Below are 14,548 nucleotides of genomic sequence, written 5' to 3' on the forward strand. Positions count from 1 at the left end.
CCCGCCCTCCCTGATCCGAGTACCTGCCCGATGGCCCCGATCATCACCGCTCTGTCCAGCCCCCTGGCCCTGCCGTCGGCGCTGGTCGCCGCGACGATCGTGCTGTGGGCAACCGCGTGGCTGCCGGAATACCTGACGGCGCTGCTGTTCTTCACCGTCGCCATGGTGCTGCACGTCGCGCCGGCGGATGTGGTGTTCGCCGGCTTCCTGTCGTCGGCGTTCTGGCTGGTGCTGAGCGGCTTCGTGCTGGGCGCGGCGATCCGCAAGGTCGGCCTTGCCGACCGCGCCGCGCGGCTGCTGGCCGCCCATCTGTCACACTCCTGGCCGCGCATGGTCGGCGGCGTGGTGGCGCTGACCTATGTGCTGGCGCTGGTGATGCCGTCCAACATGGGGCGCATCGCGCTGCTGATGCCGGTGGTGATGGCGGTGGCCGATCGCGCCGGCCTCGCCCCCGGCAGCCGCGGCCGCATCGGCCTCGTGCTGGCGGTCGGCTTCGGCACCTTCATGCTGTCGGCCAGCATCCTGCCGGCGAACGTGCCGAACCTCGTGCTGACCGGCGCCGCCGAAAGCGCCTACGGCCTGCACTTCGCCTATCTGCCTTATCTTCTGCTGCACGCTCCGGTGCTTGGCCTCGTCAAGGGCGTGGCGCTCGCCGCCAGCATCTGGCTAATGTTTCCGGCAACGCTCAGCAACGGCGCCACCGCCGAGCCGTCGACGGCGCTGAGCCCTGAGGAGGTCCGCCTCGGCGTGCTGCTGGCGGCAACGCTGGCGCTCTGGGTTACCGACACCTGGCACGGCGTCTCGCCGGCATGGGTCGGCCTCGGCGCCGCCTGCCTGTGCCTGCTGCCGCGCATCGGCTTTCTCAGCGGCGACGAGTTCGCCGCCGCCACCAATATCCGCACCAGCATCTACGTCGCCGGGATTCTCGGCCTCGCCGCGCTGGTGACGCGCTCCGGGCTCGGCGACGCCATCGGCCGCGCGGTGCTGCCGTTGCTGCCGCTCGATCCGGCGCGGCCGGCGGTCAGCTTCGCCGCCCTCGTGGCGCTGGCCGTGGTTCTCAACTTCGTCATCACCGCCAATGGCGTGCCGGCACTGTTCACGCCGCTGGCAAAGACGCTCGCCGACAGCGCCGGCCTGCCGCTCACCTCGGTGCTGATGGTGCAGGTGATCGGCTATGGCACGCCGCTGATGCCCTATCAGGCCTCACCGCTGGTGGTGGCCATGGAGATGGGCAAGGCCCCGGCACGCGACGGCCTGCGGCTGTGCCTCGTGATGGCGTTGATCTCATTCGTCGTGCTGGTGCCGCTCGACTATCTCTGGTTCAGGCTGCTGGGCTGGCTGGGGTGAGCCTCCCCCCGTACATTTAATCCGTGACCCTGAGGGGCATAGCCCCGGAGGCCCCAATGTGAGATGCACGGGCTGTTCATCCTTCGAGGCGCGCAAGCGCGCGCACCTCAGGATGACGGATGATACGTCGCGTTCGGATCAGTCATCGTCCGGCATCGCGGCGTGCGCAAATGCCGCCAGTCATTGCCGCGACATGCCGCTCATCAGGCAGGCAACCAGCTCGGTGCGGTTGTGGGCACCGAAGCGCTTGCAGAGGTTGGCGACATGCTCCTTTACCGTCTGATCGGAGATGCCCATGTCGCGCGCGATCTCCTTGTTGGTCTGACCGCGGCAGACGCGCTGCGCGACATCGGCCGAGCGCGGCGGGAGCTTGATCGGCGGTTGCGGCGGCATGACGCCGAGCATGATGCGTGCCGACCCCTGACCGGCATTCATCATGTTGGCCAGCGCCAGCGAGCCGGCACGGCAGAGGATGTCCATGCGCTCGCGCAGCAGCGCGGTGTAGGGCGAGTGCGCGTCGCGCGTCGCGGTGAACAGCACGCCGACGATACGGCTGTCGCAGACCAGCGGACCGCCCATGTTGTAGCTGAAGCCCCAGTGGCGCAGCATCTGGCAGGACTCGCTGCCCGCCCAGTGGTGCGCGCCGATCACCGAGGCGCCATCGGCGGCGCGGCCGCGCGTCATGATGGTGTCGAGCACCGGATCGGTCTTCCAGAATCCGGCCTTGTAGTTGTCGAGGAAGTCGTCGGCGACATGGCGGCTGTAGGCGAGCTCGGGCTCGTCGCCCTCGAGCAGGTAGAGCCCGACCGTCGGCGATCCCGTGAGTTCGCCGACCGCCGCGCAGCAGGCCTCGCCGAGGCTGGCGACGCTGCGGCTTTCGGCGATCGACATCAGCCGGTCGGCCAGCAGGCGCTCCGGCAAGTCATGCAAATGGATGCCTGGCACACGTCCCCCACAACGTTCTCATTTCGCTCCCGGATCCGGCGAATGACGGCGCCGCCGCCTTCGCTCTCGTGGCGCCCAAGCTCTCCGCTGCCTGCGCATTGGTCAAGCGAAAAGAAGCAGCATCGCACCGCGCGAACGGCCCAGCTTTGCGGCAGTGCACGCACAGCCGCACCCGATACCCCCCATGGTGGGGGATTGCTGGCGGGGCGCCCGCGCTCCTAGCCTCATGCTCGGGAAAGGCTTGAAACGAACGATGGTCGCGCCAGCGCGATCCCGTCGCAGGGATTGCTTGCGCCATCGCGGGGGACAGTCCGTCGAAACACGAAGCGGCTCGCGCGCCGCGCGTCCTGTCATGGGCGCGTGACGGCCTCCGCACGTGCCGACGGCAATCGCCCCGACCGGATCGCGCCTCGCGGCCGCCGCACCGCATCGCTGGTGCAGCGCCGATCAACACAAGGGAGACCGACCATGAACGCATCCGTACAACGCGCCCCGCGGACGGGCGAGCGCGACGCGGCGACGCCGACCGCAGCTGAGTATCATGCCCGGCTCGACGCGCTGCTGCCGCTGATCGAGGCGAAGGCAGCGGAGGCCGAAGCGCTCGGCCATCTCACCGACGACGCGGTCGCGGCGATGCGCAAGGCCGGCCTCTACACCATGCTTTTCCCCAAGGACGTCGGCGGCGCCGAGCTGTCGCCGTTCGACGCCATGACGGTGATCGAGCGGCTGTCCTACGCCCACGCCTCCGCCGGCTGGTGCGTGATCGGCGGCAACATGGAAGGCACCACCATGGCGATCTACATCGCCGACGAGGGCGTGCGCCAGGTGTTCGCCAACGGCCCCGACATCACCATCGCCGGCAACGGCGTGCCGCGCGGCTTCGCCCGCCCGGTCGAGGGCGGCTACATGATCCGCGGCAACTGGGCCTATGGCAGCGGCATCCAGCATGCCGAGTGGATCCACTCCGGCTGCTTCCTCACCGATGCGGGCGGCAAGGACATGGTGATGGGCCCGAACGGCCAGCCCAAGATCATCGTCACCCACCATCCGCGGTCGACCATCAAGCTGCTCGGCAACTGGGACGTGCTCGGCCTGCGCGGCACCGGCAGCTTCGACTACACCATCGCCGAGGGCGAAGAGCTGTTCGTGCCGACCGCGATGACCTACGACTTCGACATCGGCGCGCCGCGCCGCGGCGGCCCGCAGGGTGCGCTCGGCCTCGCCGGCTACAGCGCCTGGGCGCATTCGAGCTGGGCCATCGGCGTCGGCCGGCGGATGCTCGACGAGCTCGTCAAGGTCATCGTGCAGCGCCGCGATCCGTTCGGCTTCTCCCGCGACAGCGCCAGCTTCAAGTTCCAGTTCGCCCAGGCCGAAGCGCGCTTCCGCGCGGCGCGGGCGCTGGTCTACGAGACCTGGCGCGACGTCTCGGCGAGCTGTGCGCGCGGCGAGCAGCCCACGCTCGACCAGGTGACCGTGATCAAGCTGGCGCTGCGCCACATCCACGACGTCATCTCCGAGGTCGGCACGTTCGCGCATCGCGCCTCGCGCGGCGCCTCGCTGCACAACACCGCGATGCAGCGCACGTACCGCGACATCCATGCCGGCACCCAGCACATCCTGATGGCCGACCAGATCGTCGAGGAGTGCGGCCGCGCGCTGCTCGGCCTGCCCGCGAAGGACGCGCAATGGACCGTGTTCGGCATCAACGGCTGACCGCGCGGCAGGAGCACGCCATGCCGCCCCGCGTCATCGGCTTCTGCGGCACGAGCTGGCGCCCGGCGAAAGCGCGGGCGCTGGTGGAAGCCGCCAGCGCCGGGCTCGCCGCGCGCCATGGCGTGACGGTCCGCATCCTCGACCTCGTCGACGCCGGCGCGGGCCTTGCCGCCTTCACCCGCGACGGCCTCGGCCACGCCGCGCGCGGCGTGATCGAGGCGATCGAACAAGCCGATGGCCTCGTGATCGGATGCCCGGTGTTCCAGGGCTCGTACCCCGGGCTGTTCAAGCACGTGTTCGACCTGATCGGGCCGGGCGCGCTCAAGAACCGCCCGGTGCTGCTGACCGCGGTCGGCGGCGGCCTGCGCCACTCGCTGGTGGTCGAGCATCAGTTGCGGCCGCTGTTCGGCTTCTTCGAAGCCTGCACGGTATCGACGGCGGTCTATGCCGGCTCAGCCGAGATCGCCGACGGCACGCTGCCGCCGATGATCGCCGCGCGCCTCGCCGACGCCGTCGACCAGTTCGCCGCCCATCTCAACCGCGACTGCGCGGACGCCGCCTGAGGCGTCCGCGCGCATTTCCGTCTCGCATCCAACGACACAAGGGGGATTCACCACCATGCAGCCCAAACGTGCGCCGTCCGGTCCGGACATGACCGGCTTCACCCGCTCCAACCACGACATCAACGGCGTCACCACCGTGGTGCACAGCATCGGCAGCGGACCGGTCATCGTGTTCCTGCACGGCACCGGCACCTTCACCGGCTTCGAAATGGCGCGCGCCTGGGCGGCGCGCCACACGGTGATCATTCCCTATCATCCCGGCTTCGGCGATTCCGACGACGCGCCCGCGCTCACGACCATCGACGACTACGTGCTGCACTATCTCGACCTGTTCGACCAGCTCGCCCTCGGCACGTTCGATCTCGCCGGCTTCTCGCTCGGCGGCTGGCTCGCCGCGGAGATCGCGATCCGCCAGCCGCAGCGCGTGCGCCGCCTCGCTCTCGTCGCGCCCGCCGGCCTCGTGGTCGATGCCGCGCCCGCGCCGGGCCTGCTCGACATCACGCCGCCGGAGCTGCCGGGCTATCTCGCGTACGATCCCGCGGCAGCGCTGCGCTACTTCCCCACGGCGCCGGACGAGGCCTTCGACGCCCGCCTCGGCCGCGAGGTGATGGGCTACGCCAAACTCGTCCGCGACAACCCGCAGGGCAATCCGAAGCTCGCGCACTGGCTGCACCGCCTGACCATGCCGACGCTGGTGCTGTGGGGCGCGAACGACCGCCTGCGCCCGACCGCGCAGGGCAAGGCCTGGATCGCCGGCCTGCCGCGCGGCGAACTCGCGCTGGTGCCAAACACGGGCCACCTCGTGTTCGAGGAAACGCCCGCCGCCGCCGGCCGCGTCACCGACTTTCTCGCGACCTGACCTTTCCCCTTCCCTCACACCACAACAGGATACGCTCATGATCACCATGCCCGCAGGCGTCACGCCGGCCGACGCCGGCTTCGGCGACATCGTCTGGAACATTCTCGGCCAGACCTACACGCTCAAGCAGGAGTCCGAGGACTCGATGGCCTGGCACGCGGTGTTTCCCGACGGCACCTTCGTGCCGCCGCACATCCATCCCACCCAGGACGAGTTCATCTACGTGCTGAGCGGCCGCTACGACCTGTGGCTCGACGGCAGGAATTTCGTGGCCAACACCGGCGACCTCGTGCGCATGCCCAAGGGACTGGCGCACGGCATCTTCAACAAGTCGGGCGCGACCGCGACCAGCCTGTTCTGGGTGGCGCCGACGCGCTCGCTCAAGGGCCTGTTCGAACGCATCCACAACGTGCCGGATCCGGCCGAGGTGGTCCGCATCGCCGCCGAGCATGACGTGAACTTTCTGCCGCCGCCGGCCTGACGCCACCGTCGCCCGCCGCGAAGCCCACCCCGACATCGACGAGGACGCGCATGACCATCACCGCCACCGCGGCCACCGCGCCGCACGCCACCTGGACGACCGTTGCCGACGCCGACCGCCGCCGCATCATCACCTGGCAGCGCTGGATGCTGGTGCTCGCGATTCTCTGCGAGATCTTTCTCGCCGCCGACTGGTACGCTTTCGCGGCGGTGCTGCCGTTCATCTCGCAGACGCTGAACCTCGACCCGGCGCAGGCCGGCCTCGCCCAGGGCATCTTCGCCCTGACCTACGGCATCGGCATGGTGGTGTGGTCGCCGGTCAGCCGCACCATGTCGGCGCGCCGCATGCTGCTGATCGGCCTCGCCGGCACCGGCATCGGCATGGTGCTGCAGGTGTTCGTGCAGGGCTATGTCGAGCTGGTGCTGCTGCGCCTGGTCATCGGCTTCTTCGACGCCGGCATCTTCATCGGCAACATGAAGCTGATCTTCGGCTGGTTTCCGCAGAGCCGGCGCGGCGCCGTGGTCGGCATGATCCTCGCCGCCTACAGCCTCGCCATCACGCTCGACTTCGCGCTCGGCATCCCGCTGACGCTGGCGACGAGCTGGCGGGTGTTCTTCGCGGTGCTGGCGGTCGGCACGCTGATCGTCGCCGCGCTCGACGCCCTCGTGGTGCGCAACGGCCCCGAGGAGATCGGCGTCGCCGGCTTCCGCTGGGACAGCACACCGCCGCCGGCGGCGCTGCCGCTCGGCGAGATCTTCCGCTCCAAGTGGATCGCGGTCGGCGGCCTCGGCATCGCCGCCTGCACCTTCGCCATCGCCGGCACGGCGACCTGGGTGGTGCCGGCCTACATCGCCGTGCAGCACATGCCGCCGGACGCCGGCGCCATCATCGGCACGGTGATGGGGCTGTCGCAGGTCGTGTTCCTGGTGATCGGCGGCTACATGGCCGACCGCCTCGGCAAGCTGTTCATGATCAAGCTCAGTGCGCTGCTCGCGCTCGGCACCGCCATCCTGTTCCTGTGGAGCGTGGTGACGCCGATGGCATTCTCGACGCTGGTGCTGTGCGCGGCGCTGAGCGGCACCGCGGTGCTCGGCGGCGGCGCGATCTTCGCGCTGATGAGCGAGAAGTACTCGGACGTGCTGGCACCGGCCGCGATCGGCTATGCCGAGGTGTTCGGCATCCTCTCCAGCTTCGTCTCGCCCTGGCTGATGGGCGCGGTCATCTCCGCATCGGGCGGCGCCTTCAAGGAGGCGTTCGTGGTGTTCGCGGTGATCGAGGCCGCGTTCCTGGTGCTGCTGATGGTGCTGGCGCGCGAGTCCCGCGGTGCGCCGGCGGTCGTCCGCCTCGCCGAGTAAGTCCGGCCACGGCGCGGGCGGCGGCCTCTGCCACGCCGCCCGCGCCGGCGCCTTGCCAACGATGGCGCTAAACGAGGGAATTTCGCCCTTTTCGCCCCTTGGCGACGCACCGCCGGTCTGCGACAGTCCGCCCGGACCGATCAGACGGAGCTGGCGCATGGCCCTGCAGCTGCGACCGAACTGCGAACTCTGCGACAAGGACCTGCCGCCGCATTCGGCACAGGCCGTGATCTGTTCCTACGAGTGCACCTTCTGCGCCGACTGCGCCCGCGACAAGCTGCACAACGTCTGCCCGAACTGCGGCGGCGGTTTCGCACCCCGCCCGATCCGTCCCTCGCACGAATGGCGGCCGGGCGTCTGCCTCGACAAGCAGCCGGCCTCCGACAAGCGCGTGCGGGTGCGCTACACCCCAGAAGACCTCGCGGCCCACATCGCGCGCATCGAGGCGATCGATCCGGCGAAACGCTAGGCCGGCGCCGTTGATCCGTCCTGACCTGTCTTGACCTGGTCCACCCTGACTTGATCCACCCTGACTTGGCCATCTTGACTTGGCCGGCCCGATCCCGAACATGCCGCCTCCGGCTCCAGAGGCGACAATCGATGGCACGCGACATTCCCGATATCGAGATCGCCCCGCAGCCGCTGGAAAGCTACTTCCAGCGCACCGATCCGATCGTCGGCCTGCGGTTCGAAAAGGCTGATATCGTCGCCTTCACGCTCCATGAGCTGCAGTTCGAACACTGCGAATTCATCGACTGCGTGTTCGACGAATCCACTCTCCGCGGCAGCAGCTTCGCCAGCTGCCGGTTCGCCAAATGCAGTTTCAAGGAAACGCGCTTCATCGACTGCCGCTTCAGCGACAGCACCGAAGCCGGCGCCTGCGCCTGGGAGCTGTGCAATCTGTCGGAGGCCGTGTTCGAGAGCTGCAGCCTCGGCCTCAACAAGGTCACGCGATCCGTCGCCTACATGGCGACGTTCAAGGCCTGCGCCGCCATGGGCCTTGCCTTCGACGCCGACGTCCATCGCAAGGTCAGCAACCGCCTGATCATGGGCGGCGTCACCTTCCTCGACTGCCGCCTGCAATACGCCGTCTTCGCCGGCAAGGACCTGTCGGAGAGCAAGTTCGAAAACTGCGACCTGCGCGACGCCAGCTTCGCGCGCTCCAACCTCACGGCATGCTCGTTCGTCGGCTCGGCGATCAACAACATCGATGTCACGGAGGCCTCGCTCGACCGCGCCGTGCTGTCGCGCGCCACCTTCGACGCCTTCGATTTTGGCGCGCCGCGCTCCTACGCCGGCCTGTGCATCAGCCGGGACCAGCAGGACACCGTGCTGCGGGCGTTCGGCATCGAGGTGATGGGTTAGCGCGCGATATCTCCGTTTCCCCGGCGACGACCAGGACGGCTGTCGCGGAGATGAGCGCGGCGATATCCGGGGCGCCACCTTTCGCAGCGCCGGTCCCGGGTGTCGCTTCGCTCACCCGGGCCACGGATCCCACCCACTGAGTCATTGCCGGCTCGACCCGAGCAATCCAGCTTTCTCATAGCACGGCCAAGCCCCCGAAGTTGGATCACCGGGTCAAGCCCGGTGATGACGCGGAATATGACGAGCTGCGCCTCCGCCTCTCACCCCTTCTTCAGCGTCGAGAGAATCCGATCCGCCTCGGTGCGCCAGTCGGCGCTGCGAGCAAAACCTGTCTCCCCGCGCGTGCCGAACACGCCGGCGTCGGCGAGATCGGCGACCCAGCCCTGGCGCTCGGCGGTGCCCGCCGCCGACCACGGGTTAAGACCGGCTTCACGCACGGTCTCGGCGACCTCGCGCACCTCTTCGCTGCGGCGGCGGCCATGCTCGATGACGCGCTGGAAGAAATAGGCGCCCTGCTTCTCCCAGTCGATGCCGGGAAACGTTTCCTTCAGCGAGGCCAGCACCGCATCCTCGACGCCATAGGCGCGCGCGGTGGTGAAGCTCTCGATCACCATCGCCTCCAGCCCCTTGATCATGACACTGCGGCACATCTTCACCGCCGACGCCACGCCGAGCGTATCGCTCGACACCCTGGCATCGAAGCCGAGCGCGACCAGCAGCGGCGCAAGCTCCGCCGCGCCGGGGCCACCGAGCAGCAGCGGCACGCGGATGCGATAGGGCGGCACCGAAGTCATCACCGCACCCTCGACATAGCGCCCACCGGCACCATCGATCCGTGCCGCCGCGCGCTGCTTGGCGCCGGGCGAGGCGGAATTGAAGTCGAGGAACCAGGCGCCAGCCCGGATCGCCCCGGCACAGGCGTCCGCGACCCGCTCGGTCTGGCTCGCGGTCACCGCCGAGATCACGAGATCCGATCCCGCCGCCAGTTCTTCATGCGAGCCCGCGAGCCGCACGCCATGCTCGCGCGCATGGGCGCGCAGCGGATCGCCGGCCGCGCCCTCGAGCTTGATATCGTAGGCGCTGACGGCAATGCCCTCCTTGTGGAGATCTTCGGCGACAATGCGGCCGACCTCGCCGTAGCCGATCAGACCGACCTGCCACTGTTTCGGGTTCGCGGACACGGAATTGGAGGATTTCAGATCGGAGGACATGCGGCACATCACCATCGGAGAGCGAACGATCGTGCCGAACCTAGTCGCTCGCGCCGGATGAAGCCATACCCGGATCGGCGACGCGGTTGCGCCGGGGACATGGCCTCGTTCTCGCAGCCGCCTTCGGCTCACGCGGCTGTCCCTTCCCTCATGGTGAGGAGCGGCTCGCAGAGCCGCGTCTCGAACCATGAGGCCGAGGCGTTGCCAAGGCCGCGCGGGCCTCATCCTTCGAGACGCCCGCGATGCGGGCTCCTCAGGATGAGGAGAAGGGCTGGCCGGGGAATGCCAACGACGTTTCGTAGCCCGGATAAGCGCAGCGACATCCGGGTCTTCCGCACCAACCCGGAATCCCGGGTATCGCTTCGCTCACCCGGGCTACGATGCACCACCTCATTCGGCTCGCCCGATCACGCAGGGTCCTCACCACAAGACGTTGCACTACAGCTTCAACAGCCGCTGCCGGTCGATCTTGCCCGTGCCGGTCTTCGGCAGTTCGTCGACGAACACCACCTGCCGCGGGTACTTGTAGGGCAAGAGCTTGTCCTTGACGTAGTCCTGCAGCACGCGCGTTGCCGCCTCCGGCTCGGCGTCGCGGTCGTTGAGCACGACGATGGCTTTGAGCGTCATGCGGCGGTCAGGCAATTCCAGCGCCAGCACCGCGCATTCGCGCACCGCCGGATGTTCGGCGAGGCACAGCTCGACCTCCAGCGGATAGACCCACTGGCCCGAGATCTTGATGAGATCGTCGGCACGGCCGCGGAAAAAATGAAAGCCGTCGCCGTCGCGCACGAAGCGGTCGCCGGTGTAGATCCAGCCGCCGTCGCGGATGGTCTCGGCGGTCTTGTCCGGCCGGTTCCAGTACAGCGGCGTGTTGGAATCGCCGCGCACCCACAGGATGCCTTCTTCGCCATCACTGACCTCGCGGCCATCCTTGTCGCGCAGCATCACCTCGTAACCGGGCACGCGCAGGCCGGCCGATCCCAGCTTCTTCGCGGTGACGCGGTTGGACAGATAGATGTGCAGCACCTCGGTCGAGCCCAGGCCCTCGACGATCTCCAGCCCGCTCAGCGCCTTCCAGGCGTTGAACACCTCCGCAGACAGCACCTCCGCCGCCGACAGCGCAAGGCGCAGCGACGAGAAGTCCGCGCCGCGCGCGCCATCCGCCTTGGTCAGTGCGGTGTAGAGCGTCGGCAGGCCGAAGAACACGGTCGGGCGGAAGCGGCCGAGCGCGGCAAAGATCGCTTCGGGTTTCGGCTGACCCGGCAGCAGCAGCGTCGCCGCGCCCGCGGCAAACGGAAACGTGACGGAGTTGCCGAAGCCATAGGCGAAGAACATCTTCGGCACCGAGAAGCAGATGTCGCCGGGCTTCAGCCCGAGCACCGGCCGCCCGAACGCCGCATCGGTGTAGGCCATGTCGTGCTGGAGATGGACGATGCCCTTCGGCCGCCCGGTCGAGCCGGACGAGTACATCCAGAACGCCATCTCGTTGCGATGGGTATCGGCTTCCGCCAGCTCGGCCGGAAAGCCCCGCAGCCAGTCGTCGGCCTGCAGCGTGTGTCCGACCGCGTGCGCCGCCGGCGCACCGTTGACGACGATGAGCCTCGCAAGCTCGGTGCCGGCACACGCGACGGCGTCGAAGCGCGCGGTGAATTCGGCATCGGCGACCGCGACGCGCGCGCCGGAATCGGCGAGATAAAACTGCAGCAGGTCCGGCGGCGTCAGGGTGTTGATGAGCAGCGGCACGAAGCCGGCGCGCACCGCGCCGAAGAACGCCGCGGGATAAGCCGGCGTGTCGTCGAGGAACATCAGGATGCGGTCGCCGCGCGCGAGCCCAAGCGACGCAAAACCATGGCCCCAGCGCGCGGCGTCGGCGCACAATTCGGCGTAGGTGCGCGTGCCGGCAGGGCCGGTGAGCGCCAGCGCGTCGCCGCGCCCGGCGGCGAGATTGTCAAAGAGGATGCGGCTGGCGTTGTAGCGCTCCGGCATCTCGAAACCGATCTCACGGACACCGGCGCTGTCCGCCGGCACCTGGTCGGCGATGAGCGTGGGCGAGCTGGTCATCGATTGTCTCCCGCCTGTCGCGCGCCAGCGTGCGCCGCGTCGTAGCGCGCCATGAACTGCGGCGCCATCGCCCGCAGCCGCGCGTCGTCGATGCGGCCGGAACGCGTGATGTAGCTGTGGCCGAAATCCGCCAGCGGCAGCGCCATATGCTCGGGGAAGCGGTCGTACCAGTCGGCGCTGGCGCGCGCGGCGGTGACCAGCTTGTGCACGATCGGCTTGCGCGCGGCCTGATATTGCGACAGGCCCGCCGGTAGATCGCCGTCCGCCGCCTCCAGCGCCTTCATCAGCGCGATGGCGTCCTCGATCGCAAGGCGCGTACCGGAGCCGATGGAGAAGTGCGCCGAGTGCAGCGCGTCGCCGATCAGCACGATGTTGCGAAACGACCAGCGCTCGTTCCAGATCCATGGAAAATTGCGCCAGATCGAGCGGTTCGACACCAGCGGCTGGCCGTCGAGCACGGTCGCAAAGACCTGCTCGCAAATCGCCTGCGATTCCTCCACAGTCTTGTCGGCGAATCCGTAAGCGTCCCAGGTGGCGCGGTCGCATTCCACCAGGAACGTGCTCATGGTCGGCGAGTAGCGGTAGTGATGGGCGTTGAAATGGCCGCGATCCGTGGCGACGAAGGTCTGCGACAGCGTCTCGAACCGTTTCGTGGTGCCGTACCAGGCGAACTTGTTGGCCGAGTACGACAGCGACGTGCCGAAATCGCCTTCGAAGCCGCGACGCACCAGCGAGTTGAGGCCATCAGCGGCGACGATGAGATCGAAGCCTGCGAGCTCGTCGAGCGACTGCACCGTGTGCTGGTGACGCATCACGACGCCGGCTGCCGCCGCGCGCTGCTGCAGCAGCGTGAGCAGTTCCAGCCGGCCGATGGCGGAAAAGCCGACGCCGTCGATCTGAAGGCTCTCGCCGCGCAGCGTCAGGGTGATGTTGGACCAGCGCTCCATGCGCGGGGCGATGGCGTCGACCGTTTCGGGATCGTCGGCGCGCAGGAAATCGAGCGCCTGGTCGGAGAACACCACGCCGAAGCCCCAGGTAACCCCGGTCGGGTTCTGCTCGAACAGCACGACCTCGTCGCCGGGGTGCCGGCTCTTCCAGAGATAGGCGGCGTAGAGGCCTCCCGGCCCTCCGCCCAGCACCGCCATGCGCATGTGCGCCTCCCCAAATTTTTGACATTGTGAAATTAATTCCTCAATATACAAAAACACACACCGAGGCAAGCCGATGTTCAAGACCAGCCTGACGATCGAATGGGGCGACTGCGACGAAGCCGGAATCGTCTTCTATCCCAACTACTTCTATTGGCTGGACAGCAGCTTCCAGCGGCTGTTGCGGGCGCGCGGCCTGAGCCAGCGCGAGGTGCGCAAGCGCTTCGGCGCGGTGACGCCGATCGTGCAGGCCCATGCCGACTTCAAGTCGCCGGCGCGCTACGACGACGTCCTCGACATCGAGGTGACGGTGGCGCTGGACCGCGAGCGACGGTTCAAGGTGGACTATCGCTTCAGCACCGGCGGCCGCCTCGTCGGCACCGGTCACGAGGTGCGCGCCTGGGCGCTGATCGACGCCGAGGGCGGCCTCAAGGGCGCGGCGGTCGATCCGCAGTTCTGGGCGATGCTGACCGCGGAAGACGCCGTGCCGACGGAAAGCTAGAGAAGGCAGTGCACCGTCATCCCGGGGCGTCGCGTCAGCGACGAAACCGGGATCTCGGCGAAGAGTTCTGCTGCAGCCACGAGATTCCGGATCGCCGTTGCGCGGCGTCCGGAATGACGAGAAACAAAGCAGGATATCAGCCTGTTTCCGAAAGCCCGACCATGCGCCCACCGAAGACGAAAGACCTCGCCGAAACCGCTGCCGACGACACCGCGGGAGCCGAAGGCGACGACGCGCCGGCGGCGCGGCGCGGCATCCAGTCGGTCGAGATCGGCCTGCGCGTGCTCGCGGCACTCGCCGCCGAACCGCAGGCCGCCACGCTCGGCGCCGTAGCCAAGCGCGCCGATCTCTCCGCCTCGCAGGCCCATCGCTATCTCGCCAGCCTGATCGCATCCGGCATGGCGCGCCAAGACGAAGCGTCCGGCCGCTACGACCTCGGCGCCCAGGCGATCCAGATCGGCCTTGCGGCGCTGGCCCGCACCGATGTGTTCGCCGTCGCCGATCCCGCCATCGCCGAGTTCACCCGCGAGACCGGCCGCTCGACGCTGGTGGCGGCACGCGGCCCGCTCGGCCCGACCATCGTGCGCTGGCACGCCGGCCGCACCCCGGTGATCACCTCGCTCGCGGTCGGCTCGGTGCTGCCGCTGCTCGGCTCCGCCACCGGCCATGCCTTCCTCGCCTTCATGGGCGAGGAGGAACGCATCGGCGCAGTGGCGCAGGCCAAAGCCGACGATCCGCGCGCACCCGACATCGACGTCGCCGCGATCCGCGACAAGGTCCGCCGCACGATGTCAGCATCAGTCGACGAACTGCTCATCCCCGGCCTGCGCGCCACCGCCGTGCCGATCCTCGACATCCAGGGCCGCGCCGCACTGGTGGTGACGATGATGGCGACGCCGGCGTTCGACCGCAACGACGATGCCGCGATCCTCGGCAAGCTGCAGGCGACGTGCAAGGCGCTGACCGAACGCCTCGGCGCGCGCTGGCAGTGACGGCTT

The 14,548-nt window shown here is 68.6% G+C and carries 14 protein-coding genes; 10 read left to right on the plus strand and 4 right to left on the minus strand.

Annotated features, from left to right (window positions below):
- The first annotated feature begins 30 nt into the window (after positions 1 to 30).
- Entirely contained in the window at positions 31 to 1,347 is a 1,317-nt protein-coding gene (locus AB4Z37_RS08650; protein ID WP_441516299.1) for an SLC13 family permease, read from the plus strand.
- 180 nt (positions 1,348 to 1,527) lie between these two features.
- Here AB4Z37_RS08650 and AB4Z37_RS08655 read toward each other — a convergent pair whose 3' ends face one another.
- Positions 1,528 to 2,292 (minus strand): LuxR C-terminal-related transcriptional regulator, encoded by a 765-nt coding sequence (locus tag AB4Z37_RS08655; RefSeq protein ID WP_441516300.1) that lies wholly within the window; start codon positions 2,290 to 2,292, stop codon positions 1,528 to 1,530.
- A gap of 468 nt (positions 2,293 to 2,760) precedes the next feature.
- Here AB4Z37_RS08655 and AB4Z37_RS08660 point away from each other — a divergent pair, with 468 nt between their 5' ends.
- The 7 genes from AB4Z37_RS08660 (at position 2,761) to AB4Z37_RS08690 (ending at position 8,628) form a co-directional block, all read left to right on the plus strand.
- On the plus strand, positions 2,761 to 4,005 hold the full coding sequence (locus AB4Z37_RS08660) for an acyl-CoA dehydrogenase family protein (RefSeq protein ID WP_441516301.1): 1,245 nt from the start codon (positions 2,761 to 2,763) through the stop codon (positions 4,003 to 4,005).
- A 20-nt stretch (positions 4,006 to 4,025) separates the two neighbouring features.
- A complete protein-coding gene (locus AB4Z37_RS08665; RefSeq protein ID WP_441516302.1) occupies positions 4,026 to 4,568 on the plus strand; it encodes an NAD(P)H-dependent oxidoreductase in 543 nt (180 codons plus the stop codon).
- A 55-nt stretch (positions 4,569 to 4,623) separates the two neighbouring features.
- The gene (locus AB4Z37_RS08670) at positions 4,624 to 5,427 is read left to right on the plus strand and encodes an alpha/beta fold hydrolase (RefSeq protein WP_441516303.1); all 804 of its coding nucleotides are present in this window, start codon (positions 4,624 to 4,626) and stop codon (positions 5,425 to 5,427) included.
- 37 nt (positions 5,428 to 5,464) lie between these two features.
- Positions 5,465 to 5,908 (plus strand): cupin domain-containing protein, encoded by a 444-nt coding sequence (locus AB4Z37_RS08675; protein WP_441516304.1) that lies wholly within the window; start codon positions 5,465 to 5,467, stop codon positions 5,906 to 5,908.
- 50 nt (positions 5,909 to 5,958) lie between these two features.
- A complete protein-coding gene (locus AB4Z37_RS08680; protein ID WP_441516305.1) occupies positions 5,959 to 7,263 on the plus strand; it encodes an MFS transporter in 1,305 nt (434 codons plus the stop codon).
- 157 nt (positions 7,264 to 7,420) lie between these two features.
- Positions 7,421 to 7,732, plus strand: a complete 312-nt coding sequence (locus AB4Z37_RS08685) for a DUF1272 domain-containing protein (protein WP_211962469.1) — start codon at positions 7,421 to 7,423, stop codon at positions 7,730 to 7,732.
- A 131-nt stretch (positions 7,733 to 7,863) separates the two neighbouring features.
- A complete protein-coding gene (locus AB4Z37_RS08690) occupies positions 7,864 to 8,628 on the plus strand; it encodes a pentapeptide repeat-containing protein (RefSeq protein ID WP_441516306.1) in 765 nt (254 codons plus the stop codon).
- Between the two features lie 260 nt (positions 8,629 to 8,888).
- On the opposite strand, the gene AB4Z37_RS08695 is transcribed toward AB4Z37_RS08690, so the two are convergent.
- The 3 genes from AB4Z37_RS08695 to AB4Z37_RS08705 all read right to left on the minus strand — a co-directional run bounded on the left by AB4Z37_RS08695 (position 8,889) and on the right by AB4Z37_RS08705 (position 13,051).
- A complete protein-coding gene (locus tag AB4Z37_RS08695) occupies positions 8,889 to 9,839 on the minus strand; it encodes a DUF1932 domain-containing protein (protein ID WP_441516307.1) in 951 nt (316 codons plus the stop codon).
- Positions 9,840 to 10,277: 438 nt separating this feature from the next.
- On the minus strand, positions 10,278 to 11,900 hold the full coding sequence (locus tag AB4Z37_RS08700; RefSeq protein WP_441516308.1) for a benzoate-CoA ligase family protein: 1,623 nt from the start codon (positions 11,898 to 11,900) through the stop codon (positions 10,278 to 10,280).
- A complete protein-coding gene (locus AB4Z37_RS08705) occupies positions 11,897 to 13,051 on the minus strand; it encodes an FAD-dependent monooxygenase (RefSeq protein ID WP_441516309.1) in 1,155 nt (384 codons plus the stop codon). The genes AB4Z37_RS08700 and AB4Z37_RS08705 overlap by 4 nt, the downstream gene beginning before the upstream one ends.
- A 73-nt stretch (positions 13,052 to 13,124) precedes the next feature.
- On the opposite strand from AB4Z37_RS08705, the gene AB4Z37_RS08710 reads away from it, so the two are divergent.
- Positions 13,125 to 13,550 carry an acyl-CoA thioesterase gene (locus AB4Z37_RS08710; RefSeq protein WP_441516310.1) on the plus strand — a complete coding sequence of 142 codons (426 nt, stop codon included), beginning with the start codon at positions 13,125 to 13,127 and terminating at the stop codon, positions 13,548 to 13,550.
- A 161-nt stretch (positions 13,551 to 13,711) separates the two neighbouring features.
- Positions 13,712 to 14,542, plus strand: coding sequence for an IclR family transcriptional regulator (locus tag AB4Z37_RS08715; RefSeq protein ID WP_441516311.1), 831 nt, complete (start codon positions 13,712 to 13,714; stop codon positions 14,540 to 14,542).
- Positions 14,543 to 14,548 lie beyond the last annotated feature (6 nt).

Origin of the sequence: Bradyrhizobium sp. 2TAF24 (genome assembly GCF_052115025.1) — a bacterium.
GTDB lineage: Bacteria > Pseudomonadota > Alphaproteobacteria > Rhizobiales > Xanthobacteraceae > Bradyrhizobium_A.

What these genes read in the sequence shown, in the direction of transcription:
- AB4Z37_RS08675 (WP_441516304.1), top strand. Translation starts at nt 5,465, where the DNA reads ATGATCACCATGCCCGCAGGCGTCACGCCGGCCGACGCCGGCTTCGGC.
- AB4Z37_RS08715 (WP_441516311.1), top strand. Translation starts at nt 13,712, where the DNA reads ATGCGCCCACCGAAGACGAAAGACCTCGCCGAAACCGCTGCCGACGAC.
- AB4Z37_RS08650 (WP_441516299.1), top strand. Translation starts at nt 31, where the DNA reads ATGGCCCCGATCATCACCGCTCTGTCCAGCCCCCTGGCCCTGCCGTCG.
- AB4Z37_RS08660 (WP_441516301.1), top strand. Translation starts at nt 2,761, where the DNA reads ATGAACGCATCCGTACAACGCGCCCCGCGGACGGGCGAGCGCGACGCG.
- AB4Z37_RS08705 (WP_441516309.1), bottom strand. Translation starts at nt 13,051, where the DNA reads ATGCGCATGGCGGTGCTGGGCGGAGGGCCGGGAGGCCTCTACGCCGCC.
- AB4Z37_RS08695 (WP_441516307.1), bottom strand. Translation starts at nt 9,839, where the DNA reads ATGTCCTCCGATCTGAAATCCTCCAATTCCGTGTCCGCGAACCCGAAA.
- AB4Z37_RS08700 (WP_441516308.1), bottom strand. Translation starts at nt 11,900, where the DNA reads ATGACCAGCTCGCCCACGCTCATCGCCGACCAGGTGCCGGCGGACAGC.
- AB4Z37_RS08685 (WP_211962469.1), top strand. Translation starts at nt 7,421, where the DNA reads ATGGCCCTGCAGCTGCGACCGAACTGCGAACTCTGCGACAAGGACCTG.
- AB4Z37_RS08680 (WP_441516305.1), top strand. Translation starts at nt 5,959, where the DNA reads ATGACCATCACCGCCACCGCGGCCACCGCGCCGCACGCCACCTGGACG.
- AB4Z37_RS08690 (WP_441516306.1), top strand. Translation starts at nt 7,864, where the DNA reads ATGGCACGCGACATTCCCGATATCGAGATCGCCCCGCAGCCGCTGGAA.
- AB4Z37_RS08665 (WP_441516302.1), top strand. Translation starts at nt 4,026, where the DNA reads ATGCCGCCCCGCGTCATCGGCTTCTGCGGCACGAGCTGGCGCCCGGCG.
- AB4Z37_RS08670 (WP_441516303.1), top strand. Translation starts at nt 4,624, where the DNA reads ATGCAGCCCAAACGTGCGCCGTCCGGTCCGGACATGACCGGCTTCACC.
- AB4Z37_RS08710 (WP_441516310.1), top strand. Translation starts at nt 13,125, where the DNA reads ATGTTCAAGACCAGCCTGACGATCGAATGGGGCGACTGCGACGAAGCC.